16 protein-coding genes are annotated in these 17,221 nt (G+C 59.4%); 2 read left to right on the top strand and 14 right to left on the bottom strand.

The features are described from left to right. Position 1 precedes the first annotated feature (1 nt). The 5 genes from BVK86_RS21825 to BVK86_RS21805 are packed head-to-tail and all read right to left on the bottom strand — an operon-like array spanning position 2 to position 5,204. The gene (locus tag BVK86_RS21825) at positions 2-3,097 is read right to left on the bottom strand and encodes a pilus assembly protein (RefSeq protein WP_075948407.1); all 3,096 of its coding nucleotides are present in this window, start codon (positions 3,095-3,097) and stop codon (positions 2-4) included. Next, on the bottom strand, positions 3,084-3,563 hold the full coding sequence (locus BVK86_RS21820) for a pilus assembly PilX family protein (protein ID WP_075948406.1): 480 nt from the start codon (positions 3,561-3,563) through the stop codon (positions 3,084-3,086). Before BVK86_RS21820 ends, BVK86_RS21825 begins: the two co-directional genes overlap by 14 nt. A gap of 11 nt (positions 3,564-3,574) precedes the next feature. Further along, positions 3,575-4,288, bottom strand: a complete 714-nt coding sequence (locus BVK86_RS21815; RefSeq protein WP_075948405.1) for a prepilin-type N-terminal cleavage/methylation domain-containing protein — start codon at positions 4,286-4,288, stop codon at positions 3,575-3,577. After that, positions 4,285-4,734 carry a type IV pilus modification protein PilV gene (pilV, locus tag BVK86_RS21810; protein ID WP_075948404.1) on the bottom strand — a complete coding sequence of 150 codons (450 nt, stop codon included), beginning with the start codon at positions 4,732-4,734 and terminating at the stop codon, positions 4,285-4,287. The genes BVK86_RS21815 and pilV overlap by 4 nt, the downstream gene beginning before the upstream one ends. Further along, positions 4,731-5,204 carry a GspH/FimT family pseudopilin gene (locus BVK86_RS21805; RefSeq protein WP_075948403.1) on the bottom strand — a complete coding sequence of 158 codons (474 nt, stop codon included), beginning with the start codon at positions 5,202-5,204 and terminating at the stop codon, positions 4,731-4,733. Before BVK86_RS21805 ends, pilV begins: the two co-directional genes overlap by 4 nt. Before the next feature lie 130 nt (positions 5,205-5,334). Between BVK86_RS21805 and BVK86_RS21800 the strand changes: the two genes are divergently transcribed. Beyond that, the gene (locus tag BVK86_RS21800; RefSeq protein WP_075948402.1) at positions 5,335-5,892 is read left to right on the top strand and encodes a GspH/FimT family pseudopilin; all 558 of its coding nucleotides are present in this window, start codon (positions 5,335-5,337) and stop codon (positions 5,890-5,892) included. Here BVK86_RS21800 and ispH read toward each other — a convergent pair. From ispH to murJ, 6 genes are all read right to left on the bottom strand, one after another. Then, positions 5,861-6,808 carry a 4-hydroxy-3-methylbut-2-enyl diphosphate reductase gene (gene ispH, locus BVK86_RS21795; RefSeq protein ID WP_075948401.1) on the bottom strand — a complete coding sequence of 316 codons (948 nt, stop codon included), beginning with the start codon at positions 6,806-6,808 and terminating at the stop codon, positions 5,861-5,863. The two genes, BVK86_RS21800 and ispH, sit on opposite strands and share 32 nt — an antisense overlap. A gap of 163 nt (positions 6,809-6,971) precedes the next feature. Then, on the bottom strand, positions 6,972-7,409 hold the full coding sequence (gene fkpB, locus BVK86_RS21790) for an FKBP-type peptidyl-prolyl cis-trans isomerase (protein ID WP_172668667.1): 438 nt from the start codon (positions 7,407-7,409) through the stop codon (positions 6,972-6,974). A 7-nt stretch (positions 7,410-7,416) separates the two neighbouring features. After that, positions 7,417-7,929, bottom strand: coding sequence for a signal peptidase II (lspA, locus tag BVK86_RS21785; RefSeq protein WP_075948400.1), 513 nt, complete (start codon positions 7,927-7,929; stop codon positions 7,417-7,419). Next, entirely contained in the window at positions 7,922-10,753 is a 2,832-nt protein-coding gene (gene ileS / locus BVK86_RS21780; protein WP_075948399.1) for an isoleucine--tRNA ligase, read from the bottom strand. Before ileS ends, lspA begins: the two co-directional genes overlap by 8 nt. Next, the gene (gene ribF / locus BVK86_RS21775) at positions 10,754-11,704 is read right to left on the bottom strand and encodes a bifunctional riboflavin kinase/FAD synthetase (RefSeq protein ID WP_075948398.1); all 951 of its coding nucleotides are present in this window, start codon (positions 11,702-11,704) and stop codon (positions 10,754-10,756) included. Positions 11,705-11,833: 129 nt separating this feature from the next. Next, a complete protein-coding gene (gene murJ, locus BVK86_RS21770; protein ID WP_075948397.1) occupies positions 11,834-13,372 on the bottom strand; it encodes a murein biosynthesis integral membrane protein MurJ in 1,539 nt (512 codons plus the stop codon). 388 nt (positions 13,373-13,760) lie between these two features. Between murJ and rpsT the strand changes: the two genes are divergently transcribed. Beyond that, on the top strand, positions 13,761-14,039 hold the full coding sequence (rpsT, locus tag BVK86_RS21760; RefSeq protein ID WP_020798646.1) for a 30S ribosomal protein S20: 279 nt from the start codon (positions 13,761-13,763) through the stop codon (positions 14,037-14,039). Positions 14,040-14,223: 184 nt separating this feature from the next. Here the strand turns inward: rpsT and BVK86_RS21755 are convergent, their stop codons facing one another. The 3 genes from BVK86_RS21755 to cgtA all read right to left on the bottom strand — a co-directional run bounded on the left by BVK86_RS21755 (position 14,224) and on the right by cgtA (position 17,181). Then, positions 14,224-14,688, bottom strand: a complete 465-nt coding sequence (locus BVK86_RS21755; RefSeq protein WP_075948395.1) for a CreA family protein — start codon at positions 14,686-14,688, stop codon at positions 14,224-14,226. A 12-nt stretch (positions 14,689-14,700) separates the two neighbouring features. After that, positions 14,701-15,819 carry a glutamate 5-kinase gene (gene proB, locus BVK86_RS21750; protein WP_075948393.1) on the bottom strand — a complete coding sequence of 373 codons (1,119 nt, stop codon included), beginning with the start codon at positions 15,817-15,819 and terminating at the stop codon, positions 14,701-14,703. 138 nt (positions 15,820-15,957) lie between these two features. Continuing rightward, positions 15,958-17,181 carry an Obg family GTPase CgtA gene (gene cgtA, locus BVK86_RS21745; protein ID WP_075948392.1) on the bottom strand — a complete coding sequence of 408 codons (1,224 nt, stop codon included), beginning with the start codon at positions 17,179-17,181 and terminating at the stop codon, positions 15,958-15,960. Positions 17,182-17,221: the final 40 nt, after the last annotated feature.

Genomic DNA, 17,221 nt, shown 5'->3' with positions numbered 1-17,221 from the left:
CTTACTGTATTTGTCGCCACATGATGCGACGGCTGCCGCCACCGGATTTTTCCACCAGTGTGGTGATGCCGCCACTGGAATCGTTCACGACCTTGCGGGTCCCGCCATTGACGATGGCGTTCAAGGTCGGATTGCCACCGGTGAAAATTACACCGCTGGACACCGTATCGTTGCTGTCGACCAGGCCATCGCCATTGGTGTCGAGCACGGCGTAGTTGAGCATCTTACCGCTGAACGCATCGAGCTCGACCAGTTTGCCGGTGCCGAAGCTGGCACAGGGATCAGTGGTGTCGACGCTGGCCGTGGTAAAGACGATTCGCCCAAGGATCAGGCTGGCCTGATTGATCACCCGCTCGCCGGTCAGTGCGCTGTTGTACACCAGCGGCAAATACCAGCCTTTTTCCGCCGGATAAGTCACCTCGTTCTGGCTGGTGGTGATGAATTGGCCTGAGCTCCCCGAAAACACACCCGTCACCGCCTGCAACTGCAGGCTCGAGGTAGTGATCTGCCCGGAACCGCCATCCGCGTCCCACACCGCGTAGAACGCCTGTAAATCCTTGTTGGTCTTGTCCGCCGTTTCGTTGAATTTGCCGGTGCCGAAAAATACCACTTTGCCCCCCAGCGAGTTATCGGCCAGCAATGGCTGCGCCGTGATGGGCTGGGTTGCGCCGCCAGCAGTGGTGAACAACGGTTTGCCGGAAAACGCCACGCCCCAGGCATCCGTGCTCGTACCGCTCAAATCAAACTTCCACAGCCGCCCCTTCAAATCTCCGCCATACGCGGCCTGCACGACGTTCTGCGAGTTGACCTTGAGCTTCACCGAGGACAACCCGTTGGTGGTTTCGGTGTTGTCGATGACGATTTTCCTGATCAGCGAACCGTCGCGAACATCGACCACGTACAACGCCGCGACCCCGGAGTTGCTGCCGTAGCCGTTGGAAATGAACGCAGCCCATCGCCCGTCAGCCAAGCGTGCCACTTCCGGACGGGCGTAGGCATAACCCAGATCATTAAATGCATTCGCCGTGTTGGCGGTGGCAGGCGCGCTGATCTCCCATAACGCCTTGGTCACGTTACCCGCCGATGCATCGAACAATTGCAGCGCATAGAAAGTCCGCCCTCCCGCCCCGGTGCCGCCCAGCGCGAGGGTTTTCCAGGCACTGTTGAGTTGGGCATCGAACACCCCCACCTGACCGTCCACCAGGAACTTGTGGCTGACGCCGTTGATGTAGGTGGTATCGGCGATGTACCGCAACGATGGCAACACACTCGACGGCATATAGGCGTAACGTCGAGCGCCGTTGGCGGAGTTGATGACGTTTACAAAACCGTCGTTGGCGTTGACCACCAGGCTGGCATTCATGTTGGCCGCTTTGCTGGCCAGGTAAGTGCTGTAGGTGTTGTCGCCGGAAAGATCGGAAGCGGTTTTATCCGTTGGTGACGCCAGGGCCAACGGTGAGTTGATGATGTCTCCCAACAGAACACTGCGCACTTTGAGTCCGGTCTTGTTGATGCCTTTGCTCCACTCCACCAGATCACTGCCGGTGATGCCGGTGGGCAGGCCCTGATTGAGGGTGGTTTGCTGGGTTGTGGAAAAGTTGGCGTAGGCTAACGTCACGGCCGTGTTGGTTTGACTGTTCCAGGACTGATAGACCGGTGCTGTGGCTGCGGGCACGATGGCTGTGTCAGTCGTCCACAGCACTGCACTGGTATTGACCGCGCCACTGGCGGTAAAGCCGTAGGCCTTGATTGTGCCGCGCCAGTCCTTGGGGTCGTAGCTGGTCTGGAAGTAGCTTGTGCCGCTGGCGAGAGTCGTCCCGCTGGTGGTGCCGCTGCCGCCGGAACCGGCCTTGGAGGTGATATCACTCAGAGCGTTAGACAGCGCGGCGTTCAAGCCGGCGCTGTCCGTCGCCTGATAGTACTTGCCCTGACCGTAGCTGGCGGCATCCGACAGCATCTGGTTCGCCGCAGTAAAACCGACGGTGTAGGTGTTCATGTTCTGCTTGGGGAAATCGCTGGCGTCCCAGCTTTTACCCGCCAGGTCGGTCCCGGTGGAACGCATGTCGATGTCAAAGGCGAATTTGGCGATGTCGTCGAGGTAAAGAGCGTCGCCTTCTTCATCCCCGGTTTCCGGAGCATCTCCATCGTTGTTGACACTGTCCCAATTGGGAAGTCGAGGACCTCCTTTGGTGACAGCCTGGGGATCATTGCCCGGGAGGGTCCGGTCGAACGTGGGTAAACCATCGGTGATCACTACACCGTAATTTTTCTGACAACGATACTGAATCGGACTGGTATAGGTGGCGGGCGACGAGTTGTAGTAAGGCGCCATCCCACGCATGTAACGGGTCACTTCGTAGTAGGTTTCCGCCAATGGCGTGTTGGCGACGGCGCTCAGGCCATTGATCGAAGAAATCAGCGCGTTGTAGTTGGCGTCCACCGACAGATCACTGACCGCCCGGGCAATGTAGCCGCCGTTGCCTGGGTTATTGCTGACGGGGGGATTGAACGTCGCCAGACCGATACGCAACGAGCGATTGCTGGTGACCAGATTCTTGGAGACGTCCTGTGCAACGCTGATCCGGTACTCATCGGGAATGGCATTGGCGCCCGAGGTGAAATCGCGATTTGAACCGTTGGCCAGCCCCAACAGATACGCCAGATAGTTCGCCGTGTAGCGGGTGTTTTCATTGCCCACCGGGTCGGGCAGTTTCAGGCAGATCCGCGTCAACCCGAGAAATCCGCGATAGAAACCGTACCAATTGCCGTTGGTCGAACACCCGCCCCGGTTCAGGCTCGACAGGGCGATGTTGGTGTCACTCATATCGAGATTCTGACCACCGATGCATGACAGGTTGGAGTTGCACATCGCAATCTGCGCACGACTGGCCGTGGGATCGAAGCCCGGCGCCCAGATGATGTTGTTCATGCTCCCCGAATTGTCGATCATCAACATCACATTCGGCGCGACCGCTGCGGCGCTCAATAATGGCGACTCGGAAGGCGTGAAGGCATAGACCGGCACCGCCAGATACAACCCCAGAGCAACCCCACACAGCATTCGCCACAGCTCCGCGCGCCGATCAGTACTTCGCATAAATACTCTCCACCACACTGCGCGAACTACCCGCGATGCCCACGGCGGTCACCCGGTACAACGTCGCCGACGTGTTGCTCGGCACGTTCACGGCCGTGAGGGTGGTGCCAATGTTCTGCACCCCATAAAAGCCATTGCCCGAAGCGATCCACGTCACACCTGAAGTGGAGTTGAAACCGGCCGCCTTGACGGTCGAAGACTCCGCCGGCGGCGCACATTGGCTGGTGCCGTTGCAGACAGCCAAGGCGTAGCTATCGAGTTGTACTGCGCTTTCACCGACACGCAACGCCGCCTCGGCGCTCTGGAACGATTGATTGCGCAAACTCACACTGCCGGCCATTTTTTCCTGCAGCGTGGCGTTCTGCATCGATGAAAGGCCAATCAGCGTCAACAGCAAAAGAAACACCAGGCTGACCAGCAACGCCATGCCACGCTGGCCGCGAAAAGTGATCGCAGAAAAACTCATCGGTCCTCCGCTCATGGCAGGCGGTTGCGCAGCGCGGCAACCACGTTGAAGGTTTGATTGCTGACCCGGTTTTTAGGGTCGGTGAGGGTCAGGCTCAATCGCACGCTACGAATGCGCGCGGGGTCAGACGGGTTGCTGCTGTAACTGGAGGCCGACGAATCGGCCGCGGAACTGGCGAGGCCGAAACTCACATTGAAGGCACTGACGTTATCCACCAGCACCTGCTGGGCCGGTGTGCCTCTGCCGACACCCATCGTCAACTGGCCATTCTTCAAGCTGTAGATCAACCGTCGGATCGGGAATGCCAGTTGCCCCGAGGCCGGCGTGCGCGAGTCGCTATAGGCCGTCGCAGTGTTTCGACAATCCGATATCACCGTCCAGGTCGGCGTCCCGCCGCTGCTGCCGACATCCGCCGTCACCAAGGTCAGCTTGAGATTGGCGTTATCCCAACTGATGGGGGTAATTTGAGCTCCGCTGAATTCACCTGCCGAACTGGCGTCGGTAATCGTCCCCAGACAACCGAACATGCCCACCATGCGAATTTCCTGAATCATTTTACTCAGCACGAAACGCGCGTCTTCCTGCATCGCAGCGGCGGCGTTCTGGCTGACGTAGGTGTTTTTCGAGGCAATGAACACCTGCACAACGCCCAGCACCACCACCAGGCTCAAGGCCAGGGCGATCAGCAATTCGATCAGGCCGAAGCCACTTTGCCGGCGGTTCATGGCGTCGATACCGGGTCGACGGTGGCACGGCTCGTGAGGACGAAGCTTCGACGCGAATTGGCGCTGTTGGCAGCCCGGGAGTCGTCCCAGGTGATGGTGATCGTATACACCCTCTGATTGAGCGCAATGCTGCCCGTGGCGGTGGGACCACCGAAATTGACGATATTGCTGTTGAAGTCGTAGAGGTCCTGATCCCGGGCTACATTGAGGTTGCCGGAAGTCGGCGGTGTCACGGTGTAGTCGGCGGCTGAATTGGCGCGGATGCGGTCCATCATGTCGTAGGCGATGAAGCTGGCCTGACTGGTCATGCGCGCACTGTCGGTGTATTTCAGCGCATTCAATTGAAAGGCAGCCGCGCCCAGCAGCCCTACGCTCAGAATCAACAACGCCACCAGAACTTCGATCAACGTCATGCCGTCCTGTGCATGCTTGCGCCCTTGCCTCATCCGCAACTTCCACCCAATAGAATTCGTCCGTTCAAACACACATTCAGCGTCCTGCTTTGCGCCCCCAGTACATAGCTGATCACCACCGCCGTAGACGATGACGACAGCCCGCCGAGATTGTTGAAATCGATGGCGGTCACTCCTGAGGTTAGCGTCAGTGTCGCTCCGCTGCTCATCGCTGGAACAACCCGCAATACATTGGCCGAAGTGCCAGTACTGTCATAAACCGCCAATTCCCCGGTCCAGACGCTGCCGCCCGCTGTGGGCCGAAGCCGTGTCGTCACGCCCCGGTCAATGGCCTCCAGCCGGGCGAAATTAAGACCGCGTTGCAGGTCGCCGATTTCCGTGTCGGCCCTGGTCGTTTGAGCCGAACGGGTAAATGCCGGAACGGCCAGGGTGATCAACACCAGAAAGATCCCCAGCGCGATCAGCAACTCGACCAGCGTGAAACCTTTTGAACGATGTTCCATCAGTGCCCTCCGTTGCCGTCGGCTATACCTGCAGTTACACGCTAGAACATTCAGCCGCCCCAGCGCGGTTGATTTGCCATAGGCCGTGCACGGACTGCGCGGACCACACCACTCCAGGGAGGAAGATGTCATGCGTCAGCAAGGTTTCAGCGTGGTTGAACTGCTTATGGGACTGACGATTGTCGGGATTGTTCTGCATTTGGTCAGCCCGGCGTTCGCCGCAGTCACCCAATCGAACCTTCGCGAGCAAGCTGCAGAGTCGCTTTACAGTGGTATCCGCACCGCCAGAACCGAGGCCATCGCGCGCCATCAGAGCGTGATGATCCACGCCATCAACGGCGACTGGGGCCAGGGCTGGCGAATCATTGTGGATATCAGTGGCAAGGGGCAGAAAGACCCCGGCAATCCGCTGCTGGCGGAGCGTCAAAGCGGTACGCGGGTGCCGATCGTCGGCAATCGACCGGTCAGCACCTTCGTGCGTTTCAGCAGTCTGGGTGAGCCGCAATTCGCGAGGGGGGAATTTCAGGCAGGAACATTACATGTTTGCGCCGCTCGCGAGCCGGTGAGCCAGTACCAGGTAGTGCTGGCGCCGACCGGTCGCGTCAGCCTGCGCAGCGTGAAGGCTGAGCAAGCGTTATGCGCAGAGGGGAAAACGCTTAAAGCAGGGAGCGCACGCGCAGTTCTTTAGGCATGGAGAATGTGATGTTCTCCTCACGACCGGCGAGTTCATCGGCACCGGTAGCGCCCCAGGCCTGCAACTGCTGGATCACACCCCGCACCAGCACTTCCGGCGCAGAGGCGCCAGCGGTAATGCCGATGCGCTCGACACCGTCGAACCAGCTTTTTTGCAGGTCTTCGGCGCCATCAATCAAATAGGCCGGAGTGGACATACGCTCGGCGAGTTCACGCAGGCGATTGGAGTTCGAGCTGTTCGGACTGCCGACCACCAACACCACATCGCACTCGTCAGCCAGTTGCTTGACGGCGTCCTGACGGTTTTGAGTGGCGTAGCAGATGTCGTCCTTGCGTGGGCCACCGATGGCCGGGAAACGCGTACGCAGGGCGTCGATGACGCGACTGGTATCGTCCATGGACAAGGTGGTCTGGGTCACGAACGCCAGTTTTTCGGGGTTGTTCACTTGCAGTTCGGCAACGTCTTTCTCGTCTTCGACGAGGTAGATCGCGCCACCATTGCTGGCATCGTACTGGCCCATGGTGCCTTCGACTTCAGGGTGTCCGGCGTGGCCGATGAGGACGCACTCGCGACCCTCGCGGCTGTAACGGGCGACTTCGATGTGCACCTTGGTCACCAGCGGGCACGTGGCGTCGAACACTTTCAGGCCACGGCCGGCCGCTTCGGTACGCACGGCTTGGGAAACACCGTGGGCACTGAAGATCACGATCACGTCGTCCGGAACCTGATCCAGCTCCTCGACGAAAATCGCCCCGCGGTTGCGCAGGTCTTCGACGACGAATTTGTTGTGGACCACTTCGTGGCGCACGTAAATCGGCGGCCCGAAAACTTCCAGGGCGCGGTTGACGATTTCGATCGCCCGGTCCACGCCGGCGCAGAAGCCACGGGGGTTGGCGAGTTTGATTTGCATGCTGTGCCTCGTGTCTTGCGCGCAAGAAATAGCGAAAACTATGGAAACCTGCTGTGGGAGCGAGCCTGCTCGCGAAAGCGGTGTGTCAGACGACATCAACGTTGAATGTCAGTCAGCCTTCGCGAGCAGGCTCGCCCCCACATGTTTGACCGTGTCCGATCAGTTACAACGCTTTGACGGAAATGATTTCCACGTCAAAGGTCAGCGTCTTGCCAGCCAGCGGGTGGTTGAAGTCGATGGTCACTTGCGCGTCATCGAACTCTTTGACCACACCCGGCAACTCAGTATTGGCCGCATCGTTGAAGATCACCAGCAAGCCCGGCGACAGGTCCATGTCCTGAAACTGCGAACGCGGGATGATCTGCACGTTTTGCGGGTTTGGCTGGCCGAAAGCGTTTTCCGGCTCAATGCTCAGGGTACGCTTGTCGCCCGCCTTGAAACCGAACAGCGCCGCTTCGAAACCTGGCAACAGGTTGCCGTCGCCGACCTTGAAGGTCGCCGGGGCTTTGTCGAAGGTGCTGTCCACCGTGTCGCCGTTCTCCAGGCGCAATGCGAAATGCAAGGTGACTTCCGTGTTCTGGCCGATGCGTTGCTCAGCCAATACCTGTTCAGTCATGAACGGTTTCTCCGGTCTTTTTACTTTTGAACATATCCAGTGCCAGCATCACGGCGCCGACAGTGATTGCACTGTCAGCAAAGTTGAACGCCGGGAAATACCAGCGGTTCTGCCAGTGCACCAGAATGAAGTCGATCACATGGCCCAGGGCAATGCGGTCATACAGGTTGCCCAGCGCGCCACCGAGCACCAGTGCCAGCGCAACCGCCAGCCAGGTTTCGTTGCGCCCCAGACGCTTGAGCCACACCACCAGCACCGCACTGACCACAATCGCGATGAGGGCAAACAACCAGCGCTGCCAGCCGGAGCTGTCAGCCAGGAAGCTGAACGCCGCGCCAGTGTTGTAGGCCAGGGTCCAGCTGAAGTAATCGGGGATGATCACGATCTGCTGATACATCTCAAGCTTGCCCTCGAAGTAGAACTTGCTGGCCTGGTCGATGACCAGGACCAGCAAACTCAACCAGAGCCAGCCCAGTCGCCCGAAGCGACCTGCGGCATTAGGCATAGTGACGAACCTCGCCGGCGCCGCTGATGTTGTCGACGCAACGGCCGCAGATTTCCGGATGCTCCGGGTTCACGCCGACGTCTTCACGGCAGTGCCAGCAACGGGCGCACTTGGCGAAGGCCGACTTGACGATCTTCAGCTTCAGGCCGCTGACTTCAGTCACGACTGCGTCGGCAGGCGCCTGTACGAAGGGCGCAACGCTGGCGGTCGAGGTGATCAGTACAAAGCGCAGCTCGTTGCTCAGCTTGGCCAGATCGGCGCTCAAGGCGTCTTCGGCGAACAGCGTCACTTCGGCTTGCAGGTTGCCACCGACAGCCTTGGCCGCACGCTGGATTTCCATCTCTTTGTTGACCGCCACCTTCACGTCCATGATGCGATCCCAGTAGGCGCGACCCAACTCAAAGCCTTCCGGCAGTTCGGTCAGGCCTTCATACCAGGTGTTGAGCATGACGGACTCGTTACGCTCGCCCGGCAGGTACTGCCACAGCTCGTCGGCGGTGAACGCCAGGATCGGCGCGATCCAGCGCACCAGCGCTTCGCTGATGTGGAACAGCGCGGTCTGGCACGAGCGACGGGCCTTGCTGTCGGCACCGGTGGTGTACTGGCGATCCTTGATGATGTCGAGGTAGAAACCGCCCAGTTCCTGCACGCAGAAGTTGTGAATCTTCGAGTAAACGTTCCAGAAACGGTATTCGCCGTAGTGCTCTTGCAGTTCGCGCTGCAGCAGCAGGGTACGGTCCACCGCCCAACGGTCCAGTGCGAGCATTTCTTCAGCCGGCAGCAGGTCGGTGGCCGGGTTGAAACCGGTCAGGTTGGAAAGCAGGAAGCGCGCGGTGTTACGGATACGCCGGTAGGCGTCCGCACTGCGTTGCAGGATCTGCTCAGACACCGCCATTTCACCGGAATAATCGGTCGATGCCACCCACAGACGCATGATGTCGGCGCCCAGGGTGTCGTTGACCTTTTGCGGTGCAATCACGTTGCCCAGGGACTTGGACATCTTGCGCCCGGACTCGTCGACGGTGAAACCGTGGGTCAGCAGCTCGCGGTACGGCGCGTGGTTGTCGATGGCGCAACCGGTCAACAGCGACGAGTGGAACCAGCCACGGTGTTGGTCCGAACCTTCCAGGTACAGGTCGGCGCGTGGACCGGTTTCGTGGCCCATCGGGTGAGAACCGCGCAGCACGTGCCAGTGCGTGGTGCCCGAGTCGAACCAGACGTCGAGGGTGTCGCTGATCTTGTCGTACTGCGGAGCCTCAGCGCCCAACAGCTCGGCGGCATCCAGCTTGAACCAGGCTTCGATGCCCTCGACTTCGACGCGCTTGGCGACTTCTTCCATCAGTTCGACGGTCCGTGGGTGCAGCTCGCCGCTTTCCTTGTTCAGGAAGAACGGGATCGGCACGCCCCAGTTGCGCTGACGGGAAATGCACCAGTCCGGACGGTTGGCGATCATCGAGTGCAGGCGCGCCTGGCCCCAGGCCGGAACGAACTGGGTGTCCTCGATGGCCTTGAGCGAGCGTACGCGCAGGGTGTCGCCAGTGGTCGGCTGCTTGTCCATGCCGATGAACCACTGCGCGGTGGCGCGGTAGATCAGCGGGGTCTTGTGGCGCCAGCAGTGCATGTAGCTGTGTTCGATGACGGTGGTGTGCAGCAGCGCACCGACTTCGGTCAGTTTGTCGACGATGGCCGGGTTGGCCTTCCAGATGAACTGGCCGCCGAAGAATTCCAGCGAGGTCGCGTAAACACCGTTGCTTTGAACCGGATTGAGGATGTCGTCGTTGACCATGCCGTATTTCTTACAGGTCACGAAGTCGTCCACACCGTAGGCCGGCGCGGAGTGAACCACACCAGTGCCTGCGCCCAGTTCAACGTAGTCGGCCAGGTAGACTGGCGACAGGCGATCGTAGAACGGGTGACGGAAGTTGATCAGTTCCAGCGCTTTACCGGTGGTGGTCGCGATGACCGAACCTTGCAGCGAGTAGCGCGCCAGGCACGACTCGACCAGCTCTTCGGCCAGCACCAGCAGCTTGTCGCCGACATCGACCAGGGCGTAGTTGAATTCCGGGTGGACGTTCAGCGCCTGGTTGGCCGGGATGGTCCACGGGGTGGTGGTCCAGATCACGATCGAAGCAGGCTTGGCCAGCGATGGCAGACCGAACGCGGCAGCCAATTGGGCTTCGTCAGCAATCGGGAACGCCACGTCGATGGTCGAGGACTTCTTGTTCTCGTACTCGACTTCGGCTTCGGCCAGGGCCGAACCGCAGTCGAAGCACCAGTTGACAGGCTTGAGGCCCTTGAACACGAAACCGCCTTTTACGATTTCAGCCAAGGCACGGATTTCACCGGCCTCGTTCTTGAAGTCCATGGTCTTGTACGGGTTGGCGAAGTCGCCCAGTACGCCCAGACGGATGAATTCGGACTTCTGCCCTTCGATCTGCTCGGTGGCGTAGGCACGGCACAGTTCGCGGGTCTTGTCCGCGCCCAGGTTCTTGCCGTGGGTCACTTCGACTTTGTGCTCGATCGGCAGACCGTGGCAGTCCCAGCCCGGAACATAAGGCGCGTCGAAGCCCGACAGGGTCTTCGAGCGAATGATCATGTCCTTGAGAATCTTGTTCAGTGCGTGACCGATGTGGATCGTGCCGTTGGCGTACGGAGGGCCGTCGTGCAGGACGAACTTCGGACGATCCTTGCCAATCTCGCGCAACTTTCCGTACAGGCCAATACTGTCCCAGCGCTGCAGAATCTGCGGTTCGCGTTGTGGCAGGCCGGCCTTCATTGGGAAGGCGGTGTCCGGAAGGTTTAGCGTGGCTTTATAGTCGGTCATTTAAGGCTCTTCATTAGCGATTGGCGCTAGGTGCGACAGGGCACGGGCGGCGGCGACATCCGCATTGATCGCCGTCTTAAGCGCCTCCAGAGAGGCGAAACGCTGCTCTTCACGCAGCTTTTGGTGGAAAACCACCGTCATACGCCGGTCATACAGATCGCCGGCAAAATCTAAAAGATGGACTTCGAGATGGGCTTTGCCATCCCCTTGGACCGTGGGCCGCACGCCGATATTGGCGACACCCGGCCAGGTCTTGCCGTCGAGGTCGACACTGACCAGGTAAACCCCGGTGAACGGCACGCGACGGCGCTTGAGTTGAATATTGGCAGTGGGTGTACCCAACTGACGCGCCAGCTTCTGACCGTGCAGCACGCGACCGGCAATCCGGTATGGACGACCGAGCAACCGTTCGGCGAGGCCAAAATCGGCAGCCGCCAGGGCGTTACGCACCTGGGTGCTGCTGACGCGAATGCCATCAAGCTCGACGGTCTGCGCCGCTTCAACGGTAAAGCCCTGCATAACGCCGGCCTGCTGCAGAAAATCGAAATCCCCTACCCGGTCACAACCGAAGCGGAAGTCGTCACCGACTTCAAGGTGCTGCACGCCAAGGCCGTCCACCAGAATGGTAGCGACGAACTCGCTGGCGCTGAGCTTGCTCAGGCGATGATTGAACGCCAGGCACAAGACCCGGTCGACGCCTTCGGCGGCCAGCAGCTGCAGCTTGTCACGCAGACGGGCCAGACGGGCCGGGGCGGTGTCCGGCGCGAAAAACTCTCGCGGCTGCGGCTCGAAAATCACCACGCAGCTGGGCACGCCCAACGCCAGCGCACGCTCACGCAAACGCGCCAGGATAGCCTGGTGGCCACGGTGTACACCGTCAAAGTTGCCAATAGTGGCGACACAGCCCCGATGCTGGGGGCGCAGATTGTGGAGGCCTCGAACCAGCTGCATAACGCGCTTCTTGCTCATAAAGTGGTCGATTATAACCACACCCGGCGGCCGACGACAGGCAACACCGTATCCCAAAGTAATCGAGCCGACAAAAATGCCGGCTCGCCCGTCTTTATCGAGGTTTTAACCTCAGCCCAACGCCTTGCGATTGAAGTCGCGCAGGCGGAAGCCCATCAACATTAACATGCCGAAATACGCCACCACACCGGCAACCACCAAGCCGCCCAGCCGCAGGAAACGCTCAAGCATCTGGCCCTCGCCCCAGGCCGGCATGAAATGCATCCCGGCCAGCAGCACGCCAGACATCACCGCTACCGCAATCACCAACTTCAAGCCGAACTTGGCCCAGCCCGGTTGCGGCTGATACATCTGCTGTTTACGTAACTGGTAGAAGAGCAGCCCGGCATTGAGGCAAGCGCCGGCGCTGATGGCGAGCGCCAGGCCCGCGTGAGCCAGCGGACCGATCAGCACCAGGTTGAACAGCTGCGTGACGACCAGTGTGAACATTGCGATTTTTACCGGCGTACGGATGTTTTGTTGCGCATAAAAGCCCGGCGCCAACACTTTGATCACGATAATCCCGAGCAATCCGACGGAATAGGCAATCAACGCGCGCTGGGTCATGGCCGCGTCATGGGCATCGAACTGGCCGTACTGGAACAGCGAAACCGTCAGCGGCTCGGCCAGGATCGCCAGCGCCAGGGCACACGGCAACACCAGCACGAAACACAGCCGCAACCCCCAGTCGAGGATGCGCGAATATTCCTGTCGATCCTTGCTGGCATAGGTCTTGGCCAGGGTTGGCAGCAGGATAGTGCCCAATGCCACACCCAGCACACCGGATGGCAGCTCCATCAAACGGTCGGCGTAGTACATCCAGGACACGGAACCGGCGACCAGGAACGACGCGAAGATTGTGTTGATGATCAGCGAGATCTGGCTCACCGACACCCCGAGAATCGCCGGCAGCATCTGCTTCATCACCCGCCAGACACCGGAATCGCGCAGGTTCAGGCGCGGCAGCACCAGCATGCCGATCTTTTTCAGGTGCGGCAGCTGATAAAGCAATTGCGCCAGGCCACCCACCAGGACCGCCCAACCGAGCGCCATCACGGGCGGATCGAAGTACGGCGTCAGGAACAGCGCAAAAATAATCATGCTGACGTTGAGCAGCGTTGGCACGAACGCCGGCACCGAAAAACGGTTCCAGGTGTTGAGAATCGCACCTGCCAGCGAAGACAGGGAAATCAGCAATATGTAGGGAAAGGTCACCCGCAACAGGTCGGTCGTGAGCTCGAATTTTTCCGGGGTATCGGTGAAACCCGGTGCGGTGACCCAGATGACCCAGGGTGCGGCAAGCATGCCCAACGCCGTGACCAGTGCCAGCACCAACGTCAACAGACCCGAAACGTAAGCAACGAATGTCCGCGTCGCCTCATCGCCCTGCTGACTTTTGTATTCGGCGAGAATCGGCACGAAAGCCTGGGAAAATGCCCCTTCGGCAAAAATTCGCCGCAACAGATTGGGCAATTTGAAGGCGATAAAGAAGGCGTCGGTCGCCATTCCCGCGCCAAATGTGCGCGCAATGAGGGTGTCACGAACGAACCCCAGAACCCGGGAAAGCATCGTGATAGAGCTGACGGCGGCCAACGATTTGAGCAGATTCATTGAAAGAGTTTGTGCCTGTCGATAAACAGCAGGCGAATAAAGCGCCCACTTATGCGATACTCCGCGCCGCAACAGCACAGAGCCAAAGCTCGCGAGTTTACAGGTCACACGCCGGAAAGAAATATTCTGTGCCACCGACCTCATGAAAACGTGACGAGCGAAGGCAAGACAAGGCGAAAACAGGCGAGAAAGCGGAGTTGACGAACGTCAATGAGCATTTCGAGGCTGTTTTCAACGCAGTATTGTCGAGCGCAGTAGTTTTCATGGGGTCGGGACCGACCACTTAGCGGAACGTTTCCTCCGCCCTTGACAAGACTTCAACTCATCGGCATGATTCGCGGCCTATTTTGTTTGCTATTTCCTAAAAAGTCTTTCGAGGAGCTCGACGGTGGCCAACTCACCTTCCGCCAAAAAACGTGCAAAACAGGCTGAGAAGCGTCGCAGCCACAACGCCAGCCTGCGTTCCATGGTTCGTACCTACATCAAGAATGTAGTTAAGGCCATCGACGCAAAAGACGCTGAAAAAGCTCAAGCTGCTTACGTTCTGGCTGTGCCAGTTATCGACCGTATGGCCGATAAAGGCATCATCCACAAGAACAAGGCTGCTCGTCATAAGAGCCGCCTGAATGGCCACGTTAAGGCCCTGAACGTTGCCGCTGCTGCCTAAGCGACCCGTTCATTAAAAAACCGACCTCAGGGTCGGTTTTTTATTGCCTGCGATTTAGTGAATTCGACGCAAAAAACTGTGGGAGCGAGCCTGCTCGCGAAGAGGTCGCTACATTCAACATTATCGTTGACTGTTACACCACTTTCGCGAGCAGGCTCGCTCCCACAGCTTGAATGGCGTCAGATTATTGGGCGCTTGCCCACGGCAAGATCGGAATCGCCGTTACGGCATTCTGCGGGCTGCCTTCGATCAAGCGATCGCTGTAGACCAGATACACCAGCGTATTGCGCTTCTTGTCGAGGAAACGCACCACCTGCATGGTCTTGAACACCAGCGACGTGCGCTCCTTGAACACCTCATCACCATCCTTCAGCTCACCCTTGAAGCTGATCGGCCCGACCTGACGACAAGCAATGGAGGCTTCGGCGCGATCCTCGGCCAGACCCAGACCGCCCTTCACACCACCGGTCTTGGCGCGCGACAGGTAGCACGTCACACCGTCGACCTTCGGGTCATCAAACGCTTCGACCACGATCCGGTCATTCGGCCCGACAAATTTGAACACCGTCGAGACCTGACCAATTTCTTCAGCCGAAGCCAACAGCGGCATCGCCAACAGCAGCCCCAGTAATCCTTTCGCCAAACGCATTCAGATATTCCTTCAAACCAGAATCAGGTTATCGCGGTGAACCAGTTCTGGCTCCGCCATGTAACCCAACAAACCGACAATCGCATCAGATGACTGACCGATGATTTTTTGTGCCTCCAGCGCGCTGTAGTTCGCCAGGCCACGGGCAATCTCACGACCGTCCGGCGCCACGCACACCACCATTTCGCCACGACGGAAACTGCCCTGGACCAGCTTGACCCCAACCGGCAACAAACTCTTGTTGCCTTGCGACAGCGCCGTCACAGCGCCCGCATCGAGCACCAGGGTGCCGCGGGTTTGCAGATGCCCCGCCAGCCACTGCTTGCGCGCCGCCAGCATGCCGCGCTCAGGCGAGAGCAAGGTGCCGATGCGCTCGCCCGCCTTGAGGCGGTCCAGGACACGCTCAAGACGCCCACCGACGATGATGGTATGAGCACCGGAACGCGCCGCCAGACGCGCAGCGCGCAGCTTGGTCTGCATGCCGCCACGACCCAGCGCACCACCGGTGCCACCCGCCACCGCATCGAGCGCCGGATCATCGGCGCGCGCTTCGTAAATCAGCTGCGCATCGGGGTTGTTGCGTGGATCGGCATCGAACATGCCATCACGATCCGTCAGGATCACCAGCAAGTCCGCCTCGACCAGGTTGGCCACCAGCGCCGCCAGGGTGTCGTTGTCGCCGAAACGAATTTCATCGGTGACCACGGTGTCGTTCTCATTGATCACCGGAATAACCTTCAGCTCGACCAGCGCACGCAAGGTGCTACGGGCGTTCAGGTAGCGCTTGCGGTCAGAGAGGTCGTCGTGGGTCAGGAGAATCTGCGCCGTGTGCCGACCATGTTCGGCAAAGCTCGACTCCCAGGCCTGCACGAGCCCCATCTGACCGATGGCAGCAGCAGCCTGAAGTTCGTGCATTGCACTGGGTCGCGAGGTCCAGCCCAAACGGCTCATACCGGCCGCCACCGCCCCGGAGGACACCAGCACCAGCTCGACGCCCGCCTCATGCAGGGCCACCATCTGCTCTACCCAGACACTCATTGCTGCGCGATCCAGGCCTTTGCCGTCCGCCGTCAGCAAAGCGCTGCCGATCTTCACGACCCAACGCTGCGCACCTGTCACCTTGCTCCGCATCATCTTCAACCTTAGCTTGAGGAACAGTGCGACCTGGCACTGCCCATGACGTTATTCGTGGTTATTCGTGACCAACGATCGATTTCCGGATACTAAAACGCCGCTCGATTGAGCGGCGCTTAAGTTTATCGCAACGAATCAGTCACGCACGTAAATGATTTCCGGACCGTCTTCATCATCCACATCTTCTTCGTCCCAATCATCGTCGCCGATGTCGTGGACCGACTTCACGCCACTGCGACGCAGGGCACGCTGATCGTCCAGCGCCTGCAACTGGGCACGGGCTTCATCTTCGATGCGCTGATCGAGATCGGCCAGCTCTTCCTTGTAGGCCGGGTCGTTGGCCAGGCGGTCAGCACGATCTTCCAGGTAACGCATGATGTCGTGACACAGACGCTCGGTGTTCTGCTTGGCGATGGCCGAGATCACGTACACCGGACCAGTCCACTCCAGACGATCAACGATCTCTTTGACGCGCGCATCATGCTCTTCGTCGAGGATCTGGTCACACTTGTTCAGGATCAACCAACGATCGCGCTCAGCCAATGACGGACTGAACTTGGTCAGCTCGTTGACGATGACTTCAGCGGCGTCCGGGGCACTGGTTTCATCCAGCGGCGCCATGTCGACGAGGTGCAGCAGCAGACGAGTACGCGACAAGTGTTTGAGGAAGCGAATCCCCAGGCCCGCGCCATCAGAAGCGCCTTCGATCAGACCCGGGATGTCCGCGACTACGAAGCTTTTCCAGCGATCGACGCTGACCACACCCAGGTTCGGCACCAGCGTGGTGAACGGGTAATCGGCGACTTTCGGCTTGGCGGCCGATACCGAACGGATAAAGGTACTTTTACCGGCGTTCGGCAAACCCAGCAGACCCACGTCAGCCAGTACTTTCATTTCCAGCTTCAGGTCGCGCTGCTCACCCGGCTTGCCTGGCGTGGTCTGGCGCGGCGCACGGTTGGTACTGGATTTGAAACGGGTGTTGCCCAGACCATGCCAACCGCCCTGCACCACCATCAATTTCTGGCCAGCCTTGGTCAGGTCGCCGATCACTTCTTGCGTGGCCGAGTCGATCACCGTGGTACCCACGGGTACACGCAGGATCAGGTCCTCGCCCTTCTTGCCGGTGCAGTCAGTGCTGCCGCCGTTGGAGCCACGCTCGGCATCGAAGTGCCGGGTGTAACGGTAATCGACCAGGGTGTTGAGGTTTTCGTCGGCCATCATGTAGATGGAACCGCCGTCACCGCCATCACCGCCGTTCGGGCCACCGTTCTCGATGAATTTTTCCCGACGGAAACTCATGGCGCCATTGCCGCCATCACCAGCCTTTACGCGAATCGATACTTCATCAACAAACTTCATAACAAACGCCTCTCGCCATACGGACGAGCCGAAAAACAAT

This window comes from Pseudomonas reinekei (assembly GCF_001945365.1).
GTDB lineage: Bacteria > Pseudomonadota > Gammaproteobacteria > Pseudomonadales > Pseudomonadaceae > Aquipseudomonas > Aquipseudomonas reinekei.
Note: the sequence above shows the minus strand (reverse complement) of the source record. Positions and strands in the feature narration are given on the sequence as shown.